Annotated in this window: 19 protein-coding genes and 1 pseudogene; 10 read left to right on the top strand and 10 right to left on the bottom strand. The window is 74.2% G+C overall.

Annotation, left to right across the window (positions count from 1 at the left end; genetic code table 11):
- The first annotated feature begins 2 nt into the window (after nt 1-2).
- The 3 genes from LQ51_RS30655 (at nt 3) to LQ51_RS30645 (ending at nt 2,157) form a co-directional block, all read left to right on the top strand.
- Nucleotides 3-404 carry a hypothetical protein gene (locus tag LQ51_RS30655; RefSeq protein WP_046571863.1) on the top strand — a complete coding sequence of 134 codons (402 nt, stop codon included), beginning with the start codon at nt 3-5 and terminating at the stop codon, nt 402-404.
- Nucleotides 405-850: 446 nt separating this feature from the next.
- Complete coding sequence (locus LQ51_RS30650) at nt 851-1,120, top strand: hypothetical protein (protein WP_046571796.1); 270 nt, start codon at nt 851-853, stop codon at nt 1,118-1,120.
- Nucleotides 1,120-2,157 (top strand): hypothetical protein, encoded by a 1,038-nt coding sequence (locus LQ51_RS30645; protein ID WP_046571794.1) that lies wholly within the window; start codon nt 1,120-1,122, stop codon nt 2,155-2,157. Before LQ51_RS30650 ends, LQ51_RS30645 begins: the two co-directional genes overlap by 1 nt.
- Nucleotides 2,158-2,470: 313 nt before the next feature.
- Here the strand turns inward: LQ51_RS30645 and LQ51_RS30640 are convergent, their stop codons facing one another.
- Entirely contained in the window at nt 2,471-3,061 is a 591-nt protein-coding gene (locus LQ51_RS30640) for a TetR/AcrR family transcriptional regulator (RefSeq protein ID WP_046571861.1), read from the bottom strand.
- 72 nt (nt 3,062-3,133) lie between these two features.
- Here LQ51_RS30640 and LQ51_RS30635 point away from each other — a divergent pair, with 72 nt between their 5' ends.
- Nucleotides 3,134-4,333, top strand: a complete 1,200-nt coding sequence (locus LQ51_RS30635; protein ID WP_046571793.1) for an FAD-dependent monooxygenase — start codon at nt 3,134-3,136, stop codon at nt 4,331-4,333.
- An 821-nt stretch (nt 4,334-5,154) separates the two neighbouring features.
- Here the strand turns inward: LQ51_RS30635 and LQ51_RS30630 are convergent.
- Nucleotides 5,155-5,691 (bottom strand): SRPBCC family protein, encoded by a 537-nt coding sequence (locus LQ51_RS30630; protein ID WP_046571791.1) that lies wholly within the window; start codon nt 5,689-5,691, stop codon nt 5,155-5,157.
- A gap of 2 nt (nt 5,692-5,693) precedes the next feature.
- The gene (locus LQ51_RS30625; protein ID WP_046571860.1) at nt 5,694-6,002 is read right to left on the bottom strand and encodes an ArsR/SmtB family transcription factor; all 309 of its coding nucleotides are present in this window, start codon (nt 6,000-6,002) and stop codon (nt 5,694-5,696) included.
- Between the two features lie 161 nt (nt 6,003-6,163).
- On the opposite strand from LQ51_RS30625, the gene LQ51_RS30620 reads away from it, so the two are divergent.
- From LQ51_RS30620 to LQ51_RS30610, 3 genes are all read left to right on the top strand, one after another.
- Nucleotides 6,164-7,093 carry an LLM class F420-dependent oxidoreductase gene (locus LQ51_RS30620; protein WP_046571790.1) on the top strand — a complete coding sequence of 310 codons (930 nt, stop codon included), beginning with the start codon at nt 6,164-6,166 and terminating at the stop codon, nt 7,091-7,093.
- A gap of 494 nt (nt 7,094-7,587) precedes the next feature.
- Nucleotides 7,588-8,322, top strand: a complete 735-nt coding sequence (locus tag LQ51_RS30615) for a hypothetical protein (protein ID WP_052745106.1) — start codon at nt 7,588-7,590, stop codon at nt 8,320-8,322.
- Between the two features lie 53 nt (nt 8,323-8,375).
- Nucleotides 8,376-9,599 (top strand): FAD-binding protein, encoded by a 1,224-nt coding sequence (locus tag LQ51_RS30610; RefSeq protein ID WP_046571857.1) that lies wholly within the window; start codon nt 8,376-8,378, stop codon nt 9,597-9,599.
- 8 nt (nt 9,600-9,607) lie between these two features.
- Here LQ51_RS30610 and LQ51_RS30605 read toward each other — a convergent pair whose 3' ends face one another.
- Both LQ51_RS30605 and LQ51_RS30600 read right to left on the bottom strand, forming a co-directional pair.
- A complete protein-coding gene (locus LQ51_RS30605; RefSeq protein ID WP_231605946.1) occupies nt 9,608-9,931 on the bottom strand; it encodes an Imm51 family immunity protein in 324 nt (107 codons plus the stop codon).
- Nucleotides 9,932-9,995: 64 nt separating this feature from the next.
- Nucleotides 9,996-10,298 carry a helix-turn-helix transcriptional regulator gene (locus tag LQ51_RS30600; RefSeq protein ID WP_046571787.1) on the bottom strand — a complete coding sequence of 101 codons (303 nt, stop codon included), beginning with the start codon at nt 10,296-10,298 and terminating at the stop codon, nt 9,996-9,998.
- A 65-nt stretch (nt 10,299-10,363) separates the two neighbouring features.
- Here LQ51_RS30600 and map point away from each other — a divergent pair, with 65 nt between their 5' ends.
- Nucleotides 10,364-11,140 (top strand): type I methionyl aminopeptidase, encoded by a 777-nt coding sequence (gene map, locus LQ51_RS30595; protein ID WP_046571785.1) that lies wholly within the window; start codon nt 10,364-10,366, stop codon nt 11,138-11,140.
- Between the two features lie 117 nt (nt 11,141-11,257).
- Here map and LQ51_RS30590 read toward each other — a convergent pair whose 3' ends face one another.
- From LQ51_RS30590 to LQ51_RS30580, 3 genes are all read right to left on the bottom strand, one after another.
- Nucleotides 11,258-12,400: a site-2 protease family protein gene (locus LQ51_RS30590; RefSeq protein WP_046571784.1), complete on the bottom strand. Its 1,143-nt coding sequence runs from the start codon at nt 12,398-12,400 to the stop codon at nt 11,258-11,260.
- Between the two features lie 422 nt (nt 12,401-12,822).
- Nucleotides 12,823-13,029 carry a DUF397 domain-containing protein gene (locus tag LQ51_RS30585; protein WP_046571783.1) on the bottom strand — a complete coding sequence of 69 codons (207 nt, stop codon included), beginning with the start codon at nt 13,027-13,029 and terminating at the stop codon, nt 12,823-12,825.
- A gap of 13 nt (nt 13,030-13,042) precedes the next feature.
- Entirely contained in the window at nt 13,043-13,879 is an 837-nt protein-coding gene (locus LQ51_RS30580) for a helix-turn-helix domain-containing protein (RefSeq protein ID WP_046571781.1), read from the bottom strand.
- A 276-nt stretch (nt 13,880-14,155) separates the two neighbouring features.
- Here LQ51_RS30580 and LQ51_RS30575 point away from each other — a divergent pair.
- Together LQ51_RS30575 and LQ51_RS30570 are read left to right on the top strand one after the other, a co-directional pair.
- A pseudogene (locus LQ51_RS30575) lies at nt 14,156-14,470 on the top strand (DivIVA domain-containing protein).
- A complete protein-coding gene (locus LQ51_RS30570; protein WP_046571779.1) occupies nt 14,467-14,721 on the top strand; it encodes a hypothetical protein in 255 nt (84 codons plus the stop codon). Before LQ51_RS30575 ends, LQ51_RS30570 begins: the two are co-directional and overlap by 4 nt.
- 39 nt (nt 14,722-14,760) lie before the next feature.
- On the opposite strand, the gene LQ51_RS30565 is transcribed toward LQ51_RS30570, so the two are convergent.
- Entirely contained in the window at nt 14,761-15,615 is an 855-nt protein-coding gene (locus LQ51_RS30565; protein ID WP_046571777.1) for an alpha/beta hydrolase, read from the bottom strand.
- 47 nt (nt 15,616-15,662) lie between these two features.
- Nucleotides 15,663-16,433: a TetR/AcrR family transcriptional regulator gene (locus LQ51_RS30560; RefSeq protein ID WP_052745105.1), complete on the bottom strand. Its 771-nt coding sequence runs from the start codon at nt 16,431-16,433 to the stop codon at nt 15,663-15,665.
- Nucleotides 16,434-16,482: the final 49 nt, after the last annotated feature.

The following is a 16,482-nucleotide window of genomic DNA, read 5'->3' as shown; positions in this document are numbered from 1 at the left end:
CCATGACGAGGGGTACCCGTTCGGTGCTCGGCGGCCTGCTCCTGGCGGCGGCGACCGTGGGCAGCTGGCTCGCCTGGCTGAGTTGGGAGACCGGCTACCGGGTCGACCCGGAGACCGGCGCGACCAGCGGCCCGTACGCGGTCTGGCAGGTGGCGGGCTGCGTGCTCACCCTCGTGCTGGTCGCCGCGCTCGGCGGGTGGTGGCTCGGCCCGTGGCTGGTGGTGCCGGTGATGACGGTGGCCTTCACCGCCGCCTGGGGCGTGCACGCCGCGGCAACCGACGACAGCGGGCTGTGGGTGGTGGGCGCCGCGCTGGTGCTGATCGGGACGGCGGCCGGCAGCCTCGTGGTCAGCCTCGCCGCCCGGCTCTTGCGCTGGCGCGCGGACGGCGGCCGCACCCGCTGAGGCGGGGTCACCGCCTCCCGGTGCGCCCGCACCGTCGCGCGAGGGGCGACTCGCCGGCGCTGCGCAACCGGATCGAGGACAACCCGCCGGACGGATGGCCGACAGGACGCCCGGCCCGCTCCCGGCGCATTGTTTATGCAGGTGAAGAGGCTGCGGATGGCGGGCCACATCCCATCCCTCCGGCCCGGCGGCACTGCCTGCCGGCACCGGACGCCGCCCCAGCCGAGCGCGGCCGCGCCGCCGCCGGCGGGCCTGGTCCTCGCCCGGCCCGCCGCGCGACCGGCGTTCGCGCCCGGCGACACCGCCCGGGCCGGCGGTGCCAGCCAACGCCAGGACAAGGACGTCACCACCTCCGGACCGAGCCGCGGCCGGGCGCCAGCCCGGACGGGCCGGCCGGCGCTCCGGCGTGCGCGCCGGGCGCAAGCGCAAGGAAGGAGGGGGCGGAGATGGCCGCTCCCACCGTGACCGCCAGCCTCAACGCCGCGACCTACGCCCCGGGCGACCAGATGACCCTGACGGTCAGCTACGCCGACCCGGACACCAGGGCCCTCACCGTCACCGTCGTGGTGACCGACGCGCAGGGCAACAGCAGTGCCCCGGTCCGGGCGACCGCCGTGATCGACCCCCTGGCGATCACCGTCAGCGACGACGCCGGCCGCACCTGGACCAAGCTCTCCGACACCGGCTCGGTGGCGGTCTACCGGGCGGTGGCCTGATGCCCCAGGTCACCGTCACCGTGCGGGACCGGGCCGGGCACGCCGCCACCGCGACCGCCGACTACCGCATCGCCCCGCCGGTGCTGGGCGGCTACTACCTCGCCGGCAACGCCGACCCGACGGCCGACCTCGCCGGCGGCAACTTCCGCTCCCTCACCCAGTACCGCAGCTTCGCCGACGGCTACGTCCTCCCCGGCTACAACAACACCTGGCTGACCGTCCTGGGCCGCGACGGCGTGGCGGTCAACCTGGTGCTGGAGCTGAAGCACTACGGGGCGGCCGGCATCGGGCCGCAGAGCTTCACGGTGGACGGCACGGGCTACACCGTCCCGGCCCCGGCAATGACCATCCAGCAGCGGCCCGGGACGACCTGGCCCCGGGCGTACGGGTACGGGCAGGTCCTCGCCGGGCTCTGCGACGGGCTCTTCGCCCGGACCCTGGCCCAGTACCGCGGCCTCGGCTTCCCGGTCAACATCCAGCTCGCCTCCGAACTGGACACCGACCACGAGTTCGGCACCACCGAGGCCGGCGTGGCGTACGACTGGGCGCAGTCGGACGCGCGGGCGGTGCAGGCGATGACCTACATCGTGAACTGGTTCAAGGCGCGCCCGCTGCCCGCCGGCACCACCTTCTCGATCGGCTCGGGCGGCTTCGACCGGGCCGCCTGGCAGCGCACCCACCCCGAGGCGCTGATGGCCAGGCTCGACTTCCTCCAGTGGAACGTCTACGCCACCGACCCGAGCCACACGGCGCTGGCCCGGTTCCGCCGCACCAGGGACTGGGCGGTGGCCGACCTCGGGCCGGTGGCGCTCTCCCGCCCGGTGCTCATCGCCGAGTGGGGGGTGCGGGTAGCCGAGTTCCCCGACCAGGCCGCCTGGATCGCCACCGTGCCGGCGGCGATCGCCCGGCTCAACGGCGAGCGGGGCCCCCGGATCGTCCGGACCAACTACTTCAACTCGAGCTGGGGCACCCTCAACCCGAAGGCCCGCGGGCTGGCCGCGCTGCGGGCCGCGTACGCCACCAAGCCGTACGTCTGACGCGCGGGGCCGGCCGGCAGGCCCCCGGCGGCCGGTCCCGGCGGACGGCGGAAGTGCCGGTTCGCGGAGGGTCGAACGCGGTCGCGGACCGGTCGGCCGGTGGGGTGGGAACCCGGCCGCGCGGACCGGGTCAGTCTGGTGGGTGGAAGCCCGGCGCGCGGACTGGTCAGTCTGGTGGGTGGAAGCCCGGCCGCGCGGACTGGTCAGTCTGGTGGGTGGAAGCCCGGCGCGCGGACTGGTCAGTCTGGTGGGTGGAAGCCCGGCGCGCGGACTGGTCAGTCAGGTGGGTGGAAGCCCGGCCGCGCGGACCGGGTCAGGCCGGCGGGGTGGAAAAGCCGGCCGCCACCGCGCGGAGCGCCCGGGTCAGCTCGGCCGCTGTCGGGGCGGCCTCCGGATCGAGCAGCCACTGGGCGGCCACCCCGCCGATCAACGCCTGGTGGAAGGCGCCCAGCGTCAGCGCGGTGGGTTCGTCGGCGGCCGGGTCGAGCCGGTGGAAGATCTCGGCGAGGCCGAGCCGGGCCTGCCGGTTCACCGCGGCGAATGCCGCCCGCAGTTCCGGTGCCTGCTCCCGCTGCCCGATCAGCTCGAACTGGATGGTCCAGAGCGGGCGGAGCCGGGCGAAGGACTCGATGATCCGCTCCCAGGCCGCCTCGAACCGCTGCTCCGGCGTCGCGTCGGCCCCGGCGGCGTCGTCGGTGAGCGCCCGGCTCAACTCCTCGCCCCATTCCGCCACGGCCTCGAAGAGGGCCTCGTTGAGCAGCGCCTTCGTGGTGCGGAAGTGGTAGCCGATGGCGGCCAGGCTGGTGCCGGCGGCGGTGGCGACGTCGCGCGCCGTGGTGGCCGCGTACCCCTTCTCCATCAGGCAGCGCTTCGCGCCGGCCAGCAGGTCCTCCCGGTTTCCCATGCGGATCAGGGTACCGGAATCCTTGAACAAGCGTCTTGCACAAGCGTCTAACACGTCTGTACCGTCGCTGGCATGACCGATGTCCTGATCTCCGGCGCCGGTGTCGCCGGCCCCGCGCTCGCCTGGTGGCTGCGCCGCCACGGCTTCCGTCCCACCGTCGTCGAGCGCGCCCCGGCGCTGCGGCACGGCGGCTACAAGGTCGATGTCCGGGGCGCGGCGCTCACCGTGCTGGACCGGATGGGGCTGCGCGAGCGGGTCGCCCGGCACGACACCGGAATGCGACTGGCCCGCTTCGTCGACGCCGGCGGCCGGCAACTGGCCACCATGGACGCCGCGCTCTTCGGCGGACGGGAGGGCGACGACCTGGAGATCCTCCGCGGCGACCTGGCCCGGATCCTCGTCGACGCCACCCCCGACGTCGAATACCTTCTCGACGACTCGATCACCGTGCTGACCCCCGCCGCCGACGGGGTGGAGGTCGCCTTCGCCCGTGGCCGCAGCCGCCGCTTCGACCTGGTGATCGGTGCCGACGGGCTGCACTCGGCGGTCCGCCGGCTGGCATTCGGGCCGGAATCGGCCTACCTGCGCCCGCTCGGGCACCACATCGCCATCTGCACCGTCCCGGCCCGGTACGCCGAGGAGCGCGTCGAGCTGATGCACCCTGCCCCCGGACGCACGGTCGGCGTCTACCGCACCGCCGGGGCCCCGGACGCGCGGGCGATCTTCCTCTTCCCGTCACCCGCCGAGGAGCCCGACCGCCGGGACGTCCACGCGCAGCGGGCCGCGCTGACCCGGGCGTTCGCCGGGGCCGGCTGGCAGGTGCCGGAGCTGCTGGCCGCGGCGGCGGACGCCCCGGACCTCTACTTCGACTCGATGAGCCAGGTGCGGATGGAGGGCTGGTCGACCGGGCGGATCGGGCTGGTCGGGGACGCCGCGTACGCCGCCTCACCCGCCTCCGGCCAGGGCACCAGCCTCGGCCTGGTCGGGGCGTACGCGCTGGCGTCGTCGCTGGTCGAGGCCGGTGGCGACCCGGCGGCCGGGTTCGCCGGGTACGAGCGCCGGATGCGGCCGTTCGTGGCGGCGAACCAGCAGCTCGCGGAGCGGAACCTCAAGGGCATGGTGCTCGGCTCGGCCGCCGCCATCCGGTTCCAGACGCTGATGCTGCGGATGATGCCGCACCTGCCGGGCCGGGAGCGGATGATCCGCCGTATCACCGAGCCGATCCGGGCAGCGGCCGGCGCCATCACCCTGCCCGAGCTGCCAGCGGCCTGACCCGTCACCGGGAACCGGCCGTCCGTCACCCGGCCGTCCCGCCATCCGGCCGTCCCGCCATCCGGCCGTCCCGCCATCCGGCCGTCCCGCCATCCGGCCGTCCTGCCACCCGGCCGGCCTGGCCGCGCCGGTGGCCATCGCCCGGGCTGCGGGTTGCGGGCGGCGGCGGAGCTCCACGCTTGCCTGCCGGCTGTCGGCGGCCAGGCACCACGTCGGACCGGGGCGATGATCTACCCCGGTTGCGGCATGTCGGCCCTTCCTCGGCGTTGGATGCCCCCGTTTGCGGCATGTCGGGCCGGGCCAGCGGCGTTGGCCGGTGGGTCGTCGCCGCCTGTCTCGGGCGGCGCGCGCCGGGCCGGGCTGGGCTGGGCCGGGCCGGGCCCGGCCGGGGGATGATCCACCCCGGGTTGCGGCATGTCGGCCCTTCCTCGGCGTTGGATGCCCCCGTTTGCGGCATGTCGGGCCGGGCCAGCGGCGTTGGCCGGCGGGTCGTCGCCGCCTGCCTCGGGCGGCGCGGGCCGGGCCGGGCCCGGCCGGGGGATGATCCACCCCGGGTTGCGGCAAGTCGGCCCTTCCTCGGCGTTGGATGCCCCCGTTTGCGGCATGTCGGGCCGGGTCGGCGGCGTTGGCCGGCGGGTCGTCGCCGCCTGCCTCGGGCGGCGCGCGCTGGGCCGGGCCGGGCCGGGGGATGATCCATCCCGGGTTGCGGCATGTCGGCCCTTCCCTGACGCCGGGTGCCCCCGATTGCGGCATGGTGTTCGCCGGAGTCGCCGACCCGCCCTGCGGGGGGAGGGGTGGTCGGGCGTCGCGGGCCGTCCGGGTCAGGGCTCCGGCTGGTCCAGGCGCTCGGCGTACGCGGTGTGCAGCTCGGCCCAGCCGAACTCCTTCGCCTCGGCGCCGCGGATCGGGCCGACCGGGTCGCCGTCGAGCAGGTGGCCGGCGACGTCCAGGCAGAGGTGCCAGCCGGCGGCCATGCTCGCGCCCAGGGTGGGGTCGGCGATGCGGTGCCGCAGGGTCAGCCGGGTGCCGGTCGGGGTCTCGTCCAACTCCCAGCGCAGCAGCCCGTCGCCCCAGGTGTATTCGAGCAGGGTGGGGCGCTCGGCGCGGCGGACGGTCGCCGCGTCGGGCCAGCTCTGGTCCCCGTCGACGGTGCGCAACGTGACGCCTCCCGGCGTGCTCAGGTCGCGGTCGGCCAGGAAGGGCGCCCACTGGGCGAGGCGGTCCGGCTCGGTCAGCGCGGCCCACACCCGCTGCGGCGGGTGCCGCAGGTCCCGGACGAGGACCAGGTCCCACCGGTCGCCGGCGGGTTCCCAGCCGACGTGGGCGAGCGGACCCGGTCGGAAGCTGTCGCGGTCCATCGTCACTCCTGACTGTCGAGATGGTGCTCCAGGGCGTCGAGGTGCGCCGCCCACATCCGCCGGTACGGCCCGAGCCAGTCGTCCACGGCCCGCAGCGGCCGGACGTCGACCCGGTAGATCCGCTGCTGGGCGGCGGTGCGGCAGGTGACCAGGCCGGCCTCGCGGAGCACCCGCAGGTGTTTGGAGACGGCCGGTTGGCTCATCCCCAGCGCGTCGACGAGGTCGCCGACGCTGCTCTCGGCGCGGCGCAGCCGGTCGAGGATGCGGCGCCGGGTGGGCTCGGCCAGCACGGCGAAGGCGTCAACAGGCACCCGCACAATATGCCTTGTTAGTCATATGCCTGTCAAGGAATGTAGCGAGCGAGCTGCGCAATGAGGTGCGAATCGTGCTGGCCACCCTCACCCGCCGGAGGTGTCGAGCGGGTCCCGTTCCTTGCCGGTAGCCGGAACGGGGCGCTGCCTATGCTCGGGGCATGGAACTGCGGATCTTCACCGAACCTCAGCAGGGCGCCAGCTACGACCAGTTGCTCGCCGTGGCCCGGCAGGCCGAGGAGACCGGCTTCGGGGCCTTCTTCCGCTCCGACCACTACCTGAAGATGGGCGCGGTGGGCGGCGAGCCGGGCCCGACCGACGCCTGGACCACCCTCGCCGGCCTGGCCCGCGACACCAGCCGGATCCGGCTGGGCACCCTGATGACCGCCGCCACCTTCCGGCTGCCCGGCCCGCTCGCGATCACCGTGGCCCAGGTCGACCAGATGAGCGGCGGCCGCGTCGAGCTGGGCCTCGGGGCCGGCTGGTTCGCCGAGGAGCACACCGCGTACGGCATCCCGTTCCCCTCGGTGGGTGAGCGCTTCGACCGGCTGGAGGAGCAGCTCGCGGTCATCACCGGGCTCTGGGAGACGCCGGCCGGCAGCACCTTCGACTTCCCCGGCAAGCACTACCCGGTCAGCGACTCGCCGGCGCTACCCAAGCCGGTGCAGCAGCCGCGCCCGCCGATCCTGCTCGGCGGCACCGGTCCGAAGCGGACCCCCCGCCTCGCCGCCCGGTACGCCGACGAGTTCAACCTGCCGTTCGTGCCGCCGGCGGACTCGACCGCCGTCTTCGACCGGGTCCGGGCCGCCTGCGTCGAGATCGGCCGCGACCCGGGCACGATGATCTGGTCGCACGCAGCGGTGGTCTGCTGCGGGCGCGACGAGGCCGAGGTGGCCCGCCGGGCCGCCGCGATCGGCCGCGAGCCGGCCGAGCTGCGGGAGAACGGTCTCGCCGGTACGCCCGCCGAGATCGTCGACAAGCTCGGCCGGTACGCCGAGGTCGGCAGCCAGCGGGTCTATCTCCAGGTGCTCGACCTGGCCGACCTGGACCACCTGGAGCTGATCGCCGCCGAGGTGCTGCGCCAGCTCTAGGTCCGGGGCGTGGGGCCGGGGCCGGGCTTCGGCGCCGGCGCGGGCTCCGGCGTCGGCGGCGGGGCCGGAGTCGTGGCCCGGGCTGGGCCTGTCCCGGTGGACTCGGGCGTCCGTGCCGGGGCTGGAGTCGCGGCGCGGGCGGGGCCTGTCCCGGTGGACTCGGGCGTCCGTGCCGGGGCCGGAGTCGTGGCCCGGGCGGGGCCCGTCCCGGTGGGCTCCGGCGTCGGCGGCGGGGCCGGAGTCGTGGCCCGGACGGAGCCTGTCCCGGTCGGCTCCGGCGTCCGTGCCGGGGCCGGAGCCGTGGCCCGGGTCCTTCCCGGGCCCGGTGCGGTCGGCTTCGGGTCCTCGCCGGACGGGCGCGCCTCGCGGTGCGGGGCCGGGTGACGGTAGCTGCTCATCCGCCCAGCCTGCCCCGGGCGGGGCCGGGGCACACGCGGTTTGACAGCTTGACGGATGATGCACCCGGACGACCGGCGCCGACGACGGGATGAGACGTGGAGCTGCACCGGAGCCGAGGGGCCCTGCCGCTGGCGAACGCCTGCGTGGTGGGCGGATTGATGGTCCTCGTCCTGGCCGACAGCGGACTGCTGCGCCTGCTGGTGGCCGTGGGCGCGATCCTGGTCGGCGGCGCGGTGCTGGTGAACGCGCTGCGGCCGTTCCGCTTCGGGATCGGGCCGGACGGGCTGGTGGTGCGGCGACCAGGGCTGCGCGGGACGTACCGGTGGGAGCAGTTCGAGGCGCTCGCCCTCGACGACGCGGGCCGCCTGCTCGGGCTGCCCGCGGCAGCCGGCCCGCCGGCGGCCCCTGCCACCGCCCGCTACCCGGGCGACGGGCGCGCCGCCGTCGAACTGCTCGACCTGACCCAGGTACGGGAGAGCCCGGACGAGGTGGCGGCGGCGCTGACCCGCTGGTCCGGCGGGCGCTTCACCGACGCCCGGGGTCCCGTGGCGGCGCTGCGCAGCGGTGCCGGGATCGACTTCACCGTCGGGCTGCGCGGGTACGATGCCCGCGCGGTGGACCGGTTGGTCGCCCTCGGCCGGGCGGCGCTCGCCTCGGCGGATCCGGCCCGGCGGCTGGCCGCCCGGGCCGAGATCGAGCAGGCGCGCGCCGCCGGCCTGCTGGTGGCGCTCCGGGGCTACCAGATTGACCAGGTGGAGCAGGCGCTCGACGCGCTCTGCGCCGCCCTGACCGACACTGACACGCCGACCGATCGGACGACCTCCGCGTGACCGACGCCGCCGCATCCCGCCCGCCGACCACCGCCGAGACGCCGGAGCCCGCCGTGGGCCGCAACTGGGCCGGCAACGTCCACTACCGGGCCGCCCGCCGGCACCGACCGGCCAGCGTGGACGAGCTGCGCCGGCTGGTGGCCGGTGCCGAGCGGGTCCGCGCGGTCGGCACCGGCCATGCCTTCAACCGGATCGGCGACACCACCGGCGACCTGATCTCCGTGGCCGGCCTGCCGCCCGCCGTGGCGCTCGACCGCGACCGGAGCACCGTCACGGTCACCGCCGGCCTGCGCTACGGCGACGTCGCGACCCGGCTGCACGCCGACGGGTACGCGCTGGCGAACCTCGCCTCGCTGCCGCACATCTCGGTGGCCGGCGCGGTCGCCACCGCCACCCACGGCTCCGGCCGGGCCAACGGCAACCTGGCCACCGCCGTGGCCGCCCTGGAGCTGGTCACCGCCGACGGTGACCTGCTCACCGTGGACCGCGCCGACCCCCGGTTCGCCGGCATGGTGGTCAACCTGGGCGCGCTGGGCGTGGTCAGCCGGGTCACCCTGGACGTGCTGCCCACCTTCGACCTCCGGCAGTACGTCCGGCTCGGCCTGCCCCGGGCGGCGCTGGACGCCGCGCTGGACGGGGCGTACAGCGCGAGCGTCTTCACCGACTGGCGTTCGGACCGGCTCGACCAGGTGTGGCTCAAGCAGCGCGCCGACCAGCCGCCACCCCCGGCGGACTGGCTGGACACGGTCGCCGCCGACGCGCCGGTGCACCCGGTGCCCGGCATGCCGGCGCAGAACTGCACCGTCCAGCTCGGCGAGGCCGGGCCGTGGCATGAGCGGCTGCCGCACTTCCGGCTCGGGTTCACCCCGAGCAGCGGCGACGAGCTGCAGTCCGAGTGGCACGTCGGCCGCGCGGACGCCGGCGCGGCGCTGGCCGCCCTGGAGCCGGCCGCCGCGCGGATCGCCGCCGTGCTGCAGATCTGCGAGCTACGGACGATCGCCGCCGACCGGCTCTGGCTGAGCCCCAACTACGAGCGGGACAGCGTCGCCTTCCACTTCACCTGGATCGGTGACCCGGTGGCGGTGGCGCCGGTGCTGGCCGAGGTGGAGGAGCGGCTGGCTCCGTTCGCGCCGCGCCCGCACTGGGGCAAGCTCTTCGCCCGCGACCCGGCCGCCAGCTATCCCCGGTACGACGACTTCCGCGCCCTGCTCCGCGAGGTCGACCCGGCCGGCACGTTCCGCACCGACGAGCTGGACCGTTACTTCCCGCGCGACTAGCGCCGCGCTCAGTCGTCAAATTCGAAACCGTTGGCCTCGGCGAACTTCACGAGCCGCCGCAGGCGGTGCCCGTCAGCCGCGACGGCGTGGAGCAGGACAGCCAGGTCATCGAGCGCGTTTCGATCCGTGCTGGTGGCGTAGAAGGCTCCGGCCTCTGGATCGGACGAGAAGCGACCTTCGAGGGTGGGGGCCTCGGACCTGACGAGCAGCTCAACGATGCCTTCCCAGAAGTAACCGTTGGGCTCGTGGCCCAGCTCGGAGATCACGTCATCCACGTCGGTGGTTCCCGCCGCCAGGGACAAGGAGTACTCACCGGGCGCGATCTCTGCCACCTCTACGCCATCCATTGGCGGATCTTGGCAGTCCGCCTCGACGGGCGCAAGGCACCCAGGCCGCTCAGGAGGCGAGCCGCTGGCCCGGGTGGCGGGCCGGTCGGGCGAGGTCGACCCCGGCGACCGGCTGGTTGATCTCTGCCCAGACCGCGTCGAGGGAGAGGCCGAGGACGTCGGCGATCGCGGCGATGGTCGGGAAGGCGGGGGTGGCCACCCGGCCGGACTCGATCTTGCGGAGGGTCTCCGGTGACACGCCCGCGTCCAGCGCGGTGCCGAGCATCGAACGCTCGCCCCGGGCGCGGCGCAGGAGAGCGCCGAGGCGCTGTCCGCGTTCGACCTCCGCGGGAGTGAGCGGCAACCTGACCATGGCTGCGATTCTAGTACCGGGATAATATGGCCGGGATAATTATCTGCCGAACGAGTAGGCGTCGCATGATCGAGATCCTGAACCCCGCCGAGCTGCCCCGGGCCCGGCAGGCCGGCGCCCTGGTCGCCGACATCCTGCGGGAGCTGCGGAACCGCTGCGCGGTGGGCACCAACCTGCTGGACATCGACCGCTGGACCCAGTCCATGATCATGGAGGCCGGCGGCCAGTCGTGCTACGTCGACTACGAGCCGCCCTTCGGGCGCGGCCCGTTCGGCCACTACATCTGCACCTCGGTCAACGACGCCGTGCTCCACGGGCGGCCCCACGACTACCGGCTCGCCGACGGTGATCTGCTGACCCTCGACCTCGCGGTCGCCCGCGGCGGAGTCGTCGCCGACTCCGCGATCAGCTTCCTGGTCGGCGGGTCGACGCCGGCGGGGAGCGTCGCGCTGATCGACGCGACCGAGCGCGCGCTGCGCGCCGGAATCGCCGCGGCCGGACCGGGCGTCCACGTCGGCGACGTCTCGTACGCCATCGGCTCGGTGCTCAACGAGGCCGGCTACTCGATCAACACCGAGTTCGGCGGGCACGGCGTCGGCTCGACGATGCACCAGGACCCGCACGTGCCGAACACCGGGCGGCCCGGTCGCGGCTACCGGCTGCGCCCCGGCCTCCTGCTGGCCCTGGAACCCTGGGTCATGGCGGACACCGCCGAGCTGGTCACCGACGCCGACGGCTGGACGTTGCGCAGCGCGACCGGCTGCCGCACGGCGCACAGCGAGCACACGATCGCGATCACCGAGGACGGAGCCGAGATCCTCACCCTGCCGACCCGCGCCTGACCGCCTGCCGGAGGCCGCACTCTGCCGCCGACCCGCCGACCCGCCGACCCGCCGACCCGCCGCACGTCGCCGACCGGTCGTCGCCGGTTCCCGGTCCGGCTCCGCCGCCCGCCGCGACTAGCGGCGGGTACCGGCCATCTGCTCGCGCAGGCTGCCGCGCTGCACCGCCCGGCTGATGTCGCTCGGCGAGACGATGCCCACCAGCCGCTGGTCGGTGACCACCAGCGCCCGGCCGTCGGCACACTCAGTGAGCCGGGGGAGCAGGTCGGAGAGCTGCTCGTCCGGGGAGGCGAGCACCAGCTCGTCGGCCCGGCAGGAGACCTCGGCCAGCGTGGTGCCGGCCCGGCGGTCGGCCGGGATGCCGCGTACCCGGTCGAGGGTGACCAGGCCGACCGGCCGACCGTCCTCGGTCAGCGGCAGCGCCGAGTGCCGGTACGCGAAAAGGTAGTGGTCGACGAAGTCGGCCACGGTCATCTCCCCGGACGCGGTCTGCGGCTGCGGGGTCATCACGTCGGCCACCCGTACCCCGCGCAGCGCGCTGCCCATCCGGGCCTGGCGCTCCTCCACCCCGGCCGCGCCGATCAGGAACCAGCCGATCAGGGCCAGCCAGAGCCCGCCCACCCCGGCGCCGACCAGGAACTGCCACAGCCCCAGCCCGATCAGCAGCACGCCGAGGATCCAACCGGCGCGGGCCGCCACGACGGCCGCCCTGGTCCTGTCGCCGGTGGCCTTCCACACCGCGGCGCGCAGCACCCGCCCCCCGTCCAGCGGGGCGGCGGGCAGCACGTTGAAGACCGCCAGCAGCACGTTGATGCCGGCCAGCCAGGACACCGAGCCGAGCAACAGGCCGTGCACGCCGGCCACGGCCAGCAGCACGGCGATCGCCCCGAAGAACAGGCCGATGATCAGGCTGACCAGCGGCCCGACGCCGGCGATGCGCAGCTCCGCGCCCGGATCCCGGGCCTCGCCCTTCAGCTCGGAGACCCCGCCGAAGAGCCAGAGCGTGATCCCCTCGACCTCGATGCCGTTGCGCTTGGCCACCACGGCGTGCGCCACCTCGTGGGCCAGCAGGCCGAGGAAGAAGACCACCGCGGCGGCCAGGCCCGCCGCGACGTACGCGATGGTCGGCCGGTCCGGGTAGGCGCGGGGGAACTGGTTCGCGGCCAGGCCCCACGCGATGAGCAGGAAGATGACCAGGACGCTCCAGTTGACCCCGACGGGTACGCCCGCGACCCGGCCAAGCCGGAAGCTCGCCCTCATGAGTCGGTCATACCCCGGTATCCGCCTCCCATGCCAGAGCAGAACGTCACCCTTGTGCCTGGGTGATTGGCATTCCGGCGTAGTTTGATCAGTCAGGGGCACCCTAACGGCGGCGCGGCCAACAACGAGCAGCGCGCGTTCCTCTCGGCGCTGACGCTGGAGTTCCTCTGGCGGCAGCTGATCGAGCCGCCACACGCCGTCCCACCGCGCCAGGTGACGCCGCACGACGCGGACGAGCGGGCCGCCGTTTCGTCCTCCGATGGTCGGCGCGAAGGCGCTGCGAGGGCGGGCGCGCTTCGAGCCCTGGCTCGATGACGTGCTCGACCGGGCACCGGGTGGCCGCCACAGCCGGCTGCGTGTTGTCCGGTTCTGCGAAGACAACGCGCTGGCCGACGGGCCGGGCAACGCACCCCTGGCCGAACCTAGCGATCGAGCATCCGTCGCTTGACGCCCCGGACAAAGCGTGACCACGCTTCTGGTTCGAAGGCGAGGACCGTACCTTCGGGGTCCTTGCTGTCCCGCACACCGATTTTGCCCGCCAGGTCGTCCGCGACCTCAACGCAGTCGCCAGAGCCGTTGCTGCGGGTGCTCTTCCGCCAGGTCACGCGGGCCTTGTCGACCTCGTCCACCCGCGCCGTCCTCTCATAGCTCGCTGATCGCCCCCTGGATCAGGACGCGCGACTCCCGAGCGCTGGCCGCCGTGGCCACCAGGTGCTCGAAGACCCGGCTGTACTCCCTCACCTGTTGGCCTTCGAGATAGAGGCTACCCGCGCGGGTTTCGACGTAGACAACCCCCGGGTCGGCGGGCTCCGGGAAGGCAAGCACGCTGAAGGCGCTGCCCATCGAACCGTACTCGCCTGCGCCGAAGGTCAGGATCTGGATGGTGTTGCCGGGCCTTTCCGCCTCCTCGACCAGCCGTCGCAACTGCGCCTCGAACGCCTCCGCTCCGCCGACCGGCCGCCGTAGGACTGCCTCGTCCAGCACCACCCACAGCTTCGGCGGGCTGTCGCTCGTCTGACGGCGCATCCGCAGCTCGACCCGACGATCCACCTCCTCGCTGGGAGCATCCGGGTGCTCGGCGCGGATGACCGCGCGGGCGTAATCGGCGGTCTGAAACAGGCCGGGGATCAGTTGCGGCTGGAAGGCGCGAATCTCCGAGGCTTCGGCTTCCAGTCCGACGTAGACCTCGAACCACTCCGGCAGCACGTCGTCGTACGCCTGCCACCAGCCGCGCTTCCGCGCGTCCCGCGCGACCTGGACGAGCGCGTCGACCTCCTCGCCCTCCACTCCGTACAGCTCAAGGAGGCCGCGAGCAACCGGTGGCATCACCGAGACCTGGGCGTTCTCAATCCGGCTCAGTGCCGATTTCGAGATGCCGATCTCCTTCGCCGCCTGGTCGGCGGTCATCCCTGTCTGCTCCCGCAGGCGACGCAGCGCGGCAGCCAGTCGCCGTCGGCGCACGGTCGGGCTTCCAGTCATGCCGCCCAGTGTGGACGGTAGGGGCGCGACACGCAACGACCCGTGCCCTAATCGGGAGTTGCGCAAAGGGACGGAACCGTTGCACGATGAGTGAGGCTGCGATTCGCCTAAGTGATCAGATGATTGCCGGCGCGGAGCCGATAAAAGTGCCCTGCCGTCGTACCGCTGACCTTCAGGCTGCGGTGGCAGGTGCCGGGGTGGGTCCGCCGGTGCGTGGCGGGCCGACGGGCTCGCCCTTCCACGGTTCGACCTCGACGGTGAGAGGCAGGTCCTGGTATGGGTGTCTTCTTCCGGCGTGCCCGGCGTCGGTTGCGGCGGGTTCACCCGCCGACCTGTTACCGATCGGCCGCCTACCATCCGCTGCGCCCCTGACAGGTGCGGGAGCGGCGGTTCCGGCGGACCCCGCTCGGGCGGCGTGGGCTCGACCCGCAGGAGGTGCGGGAGTTCCTCGACCAGGTCGCGGGTGACCTGGCCGCTGTCTACGACGCGCTGGCGCAGAGCCGCCGGGAGACCGACCGGGTCAAGGACGCGCTGCGCCGCTGGCAGTCCGAGCAGGTCCGCGCCCGCGCCGAGCGGGGGCAGGGCCGGTGAGCGAGCGTTGGGTTATTCACCTGCCGGCAGCCGCCGACGACCTGCGCTCCGCCCAGCGCCTCGCCCGGGTGGTGGCGCACTGGGCGCACGTCCTGCCGCAACTCGACCCCGGCGGCACCACCGTCTCGGCCGAGGACGACCAGAACGTACGCCACTGGGTCTTCTGCGACCGCCTCCTGCCTGGCGGCCAGCGCTGCCTGCTCTGGCCTGACCACGACGGCGACTGCGCCCGCCGGCCGAGGCGGCGGTGAGCGCCGGCGCGATTCGTTGTGCGCTGAGCACAACGGGGCTCAGGGACGGCGGCCGGGCGCGGTGCTGACCACGGTCGGGGAGTACTCGTTGGCGGCCTCCACCGCCCACTCCAGGGCGAAGTCGGCCTCCTCCTCCCAGCCCGGCTCGCCGCCGACGAAGTGCGACCGGCCGGGGTACTCCCGGTAGCTGGTGATGGCGTTCGAGCCGCGGTAGAGGTTGGCGTTGGCCGAGACCACCGACGGCGGCACCACGTGGTCCTCGCCGCCGGCGGTGAGCAGCAGCGGGGCCCGGTCCGCGCGCCTGGTGTCGACCTTGGTGGCCGCGTCCGGGTTCAGGTTGGCGAACGCCGCCTCGAACAGCACGTGGCCGGCGCCCGGCACGGCGTACCGCTCCCAGGCGGCGTCCGACTCCTGCTGGCTGATCGTGTTGCCGAAGGAGTACCGGAAGTCCTCGCGGGTGAACGGCACCGCGCGGTGCCGGTTGGCCGGGTTGTGCAGGATCGAGTACGAGGAGCGCAGGGTCGCGACCGGCAGCTTCACCACGCCCTTGATCTGGGCGGGGTGGATGGCGACGCCGACGGCGCCCAGCCCCCGGTCGACCAGGAGCTGGGTGATCAGGCCGCCGAACGAGTGCCCCATGATGATCGGCGGTCGGGGCAGCTCCCGGATGATCGCCGCGTAGTGGTCGACGATGGTCCGGATCCGCTGGCCGGCGATCGGGGTGGGATCGGCGCGCAGCTCCTCGACCTCCCGGTCCATCCCGGGCCAGGCCGGGGTGAGCACCCGGAAACCGCGCCCCGCGTACCGGTCGACCCACTTCTCCCAGCTGCGCGGAGTCATCCAGAGCCCGTGGATCAGCACGATCGTGTCGACCCGTCCCGTCGGCACCCCCATGACGTGGCCCCCGTTCCGTGACGTCGGCGTTCGGACGAGTGCGCTGGTTACCCGGCCCCGCCGCGGCCACTCCCTTCGTCGCCACGCGCGCTGTGCCCGTTCCCGCCGGGGATGTGTGCGGCGACGCCCTGGATCAGCAGGTCGAGTCCGAAGTCGAAGCGGACGTCACCGTCGCCGTTCATCAGCTCGTTCATGTACTCCTGCACCTGCGGGTAGCGGCCCGGCGGCAGGCTCCGGTAGTACTCGGTGAGCTGTGCGCGCAGCCGGGTCCACCAGGTCCGCTGGTCCTGGCCGGTGGCCCGCACCTTCGCCGCGTACAGGGCGCCCTCGTAGGCGTCGCCGGCGATGTAGAGGAAGAGCCGGTCCAGGAACCAGGCCGCCGGCTGCGGCGGCACGCCGCCGGCCCGCAGGATGGCGAGCAGCCCGTCGGTGACCCGCAGCGCGTTGGGCCCGGTGGGGATGGTGGCCAGCGAGGCGAGCGCCAGCTCGGTGTGCGCGGCGTACACCCGGTAGGCCTGCCGGGCCACGTCCCGGACCTGTTCGGCCCAGCGTTCCGGGTCGGGCGCCGGGACGGTGATCTCCGCGCTGGCCCGGTCCACGAGCAGCTCCAGCAGCTCCTCCCGGCCGGAGACGTGGGCGTAGAGGGAGGCCGGACCGGTGCCCAGCTCCTGGGCCACCCGCCGCATGCTCAGCCCGCCCAGCCCTTCCCGGCTGAGCACGGCGAGGGCCGCGTCGACCACCGCCGGTTGGCTCAGCGGTTGGCGGGCCGGCCGGCCACGGGGCCGGGTACGCCACGGCGGGGCGGGCTGTTCGCTCACGGGCGACCTCCGGGATCGGGGGGACCCGAACATCGTACTTGCTACGAAC

The sequence above is a fragment of the Micromonospora sp. HK10 genome (assembly GCF_000982955.1).
Taxonomy (GTDB): domain Bacteria; phylum Actinomycetota; class Actinomycetes; order Mycobacteriales; family Micromonosporaceae; genus Micromonospora.
The sequence above is the reverse complement of the archived record's forward strand: the minus strand, read 5'-3'. Positions and strand labels throughout refer to the sequence as shown.

Bases quoted from the DNA above. Each gene is read 5' to 3' on its own strand.
- LQ51_RS30655 (WP_046571863.1), top strand. From the start codon at position 3: ATGACGAGGGGTACCCGTTCGGTGCTCGGCGGCCTGCTCCTGGCGGCG.
- LQ51_RS30650 (WP_046571796.1), top strand. From the start codon at position 851: ATGGCCGCTCCCACCGTGACCGCCAGCCTCAACGCCGCGACCTACGCC.
- LQ51_RS30645 (WP_046571794.1), top strand. From the start codon at position 1,120: ATGCCCCAGGTCACCGTCACCGTGCGGGACCGGGCCGGGCACGCCGCC.
- LQ51_RS30640 (WP_046571861.1), bottom strand. From the start codon at position 3,061: ATGGGAAACCGGGAGGACCTGCTGGCCGGCGCGAAGCGCTGCCTGATG.
- LQ51_RS30635 (WP_046571793.1), top strand. From the start codon at position 3,134: ATGACCGATGTCCTGATCTCCGGCGCCGGTGTCGCCGGCCCCGCGCTC.
- LQ51_RS30630 (WP_046571791.1), bottom strand. From the start codon at position 5,691: ATGGACCGCGACAGCTTCCGACCGGGTCCGCTCGCCCACGTCGGCTGG.
- LQ51_RS30620 (WP_046571790.1), top strand. From the start codon at position 6,164: ATGGAACTGCGGATCTTCACCGAACCTCAGCAGGGCGCCAGCTACGAC.
- LQ51_RS30600 (WP_046571787.1), bottom strand. From the start codon at position 10,298: ATGGTCAGGTTGCCGCTCACTCCCGCGGAGGTCGAACGCGGACAGCGC.
- map (WP_046571785.1), top strand. From the start codon at position 10,364: ATGATCGAGATCCTGAACCCCGCCGAGCTGCCCCGGGCCCGGCAGGCC.
- LQ51_RS30590 (WP_046571784.1), bottom strand. From the start codon at position 12,400: ATGAGGGCGAGCTTCCGGCTTGGCCGGGTCGCGGGCGTACCCGTCGGG.
- LQ51_RS30580 (WP_046571781.1), bottom strand. From the start codon at position 13,879: ATGACTGGAAGCCCGACCGTGCGCCGACGGCGACTGGCTGCCGCGCTG.
- LQ51_RS30565 (WP_046571777.1), bottom strand. From the start codon at position 15,615: ATGGGGGTGCCGACGGGACGGGTCGACACGATCGTGCTGATCCACGGG.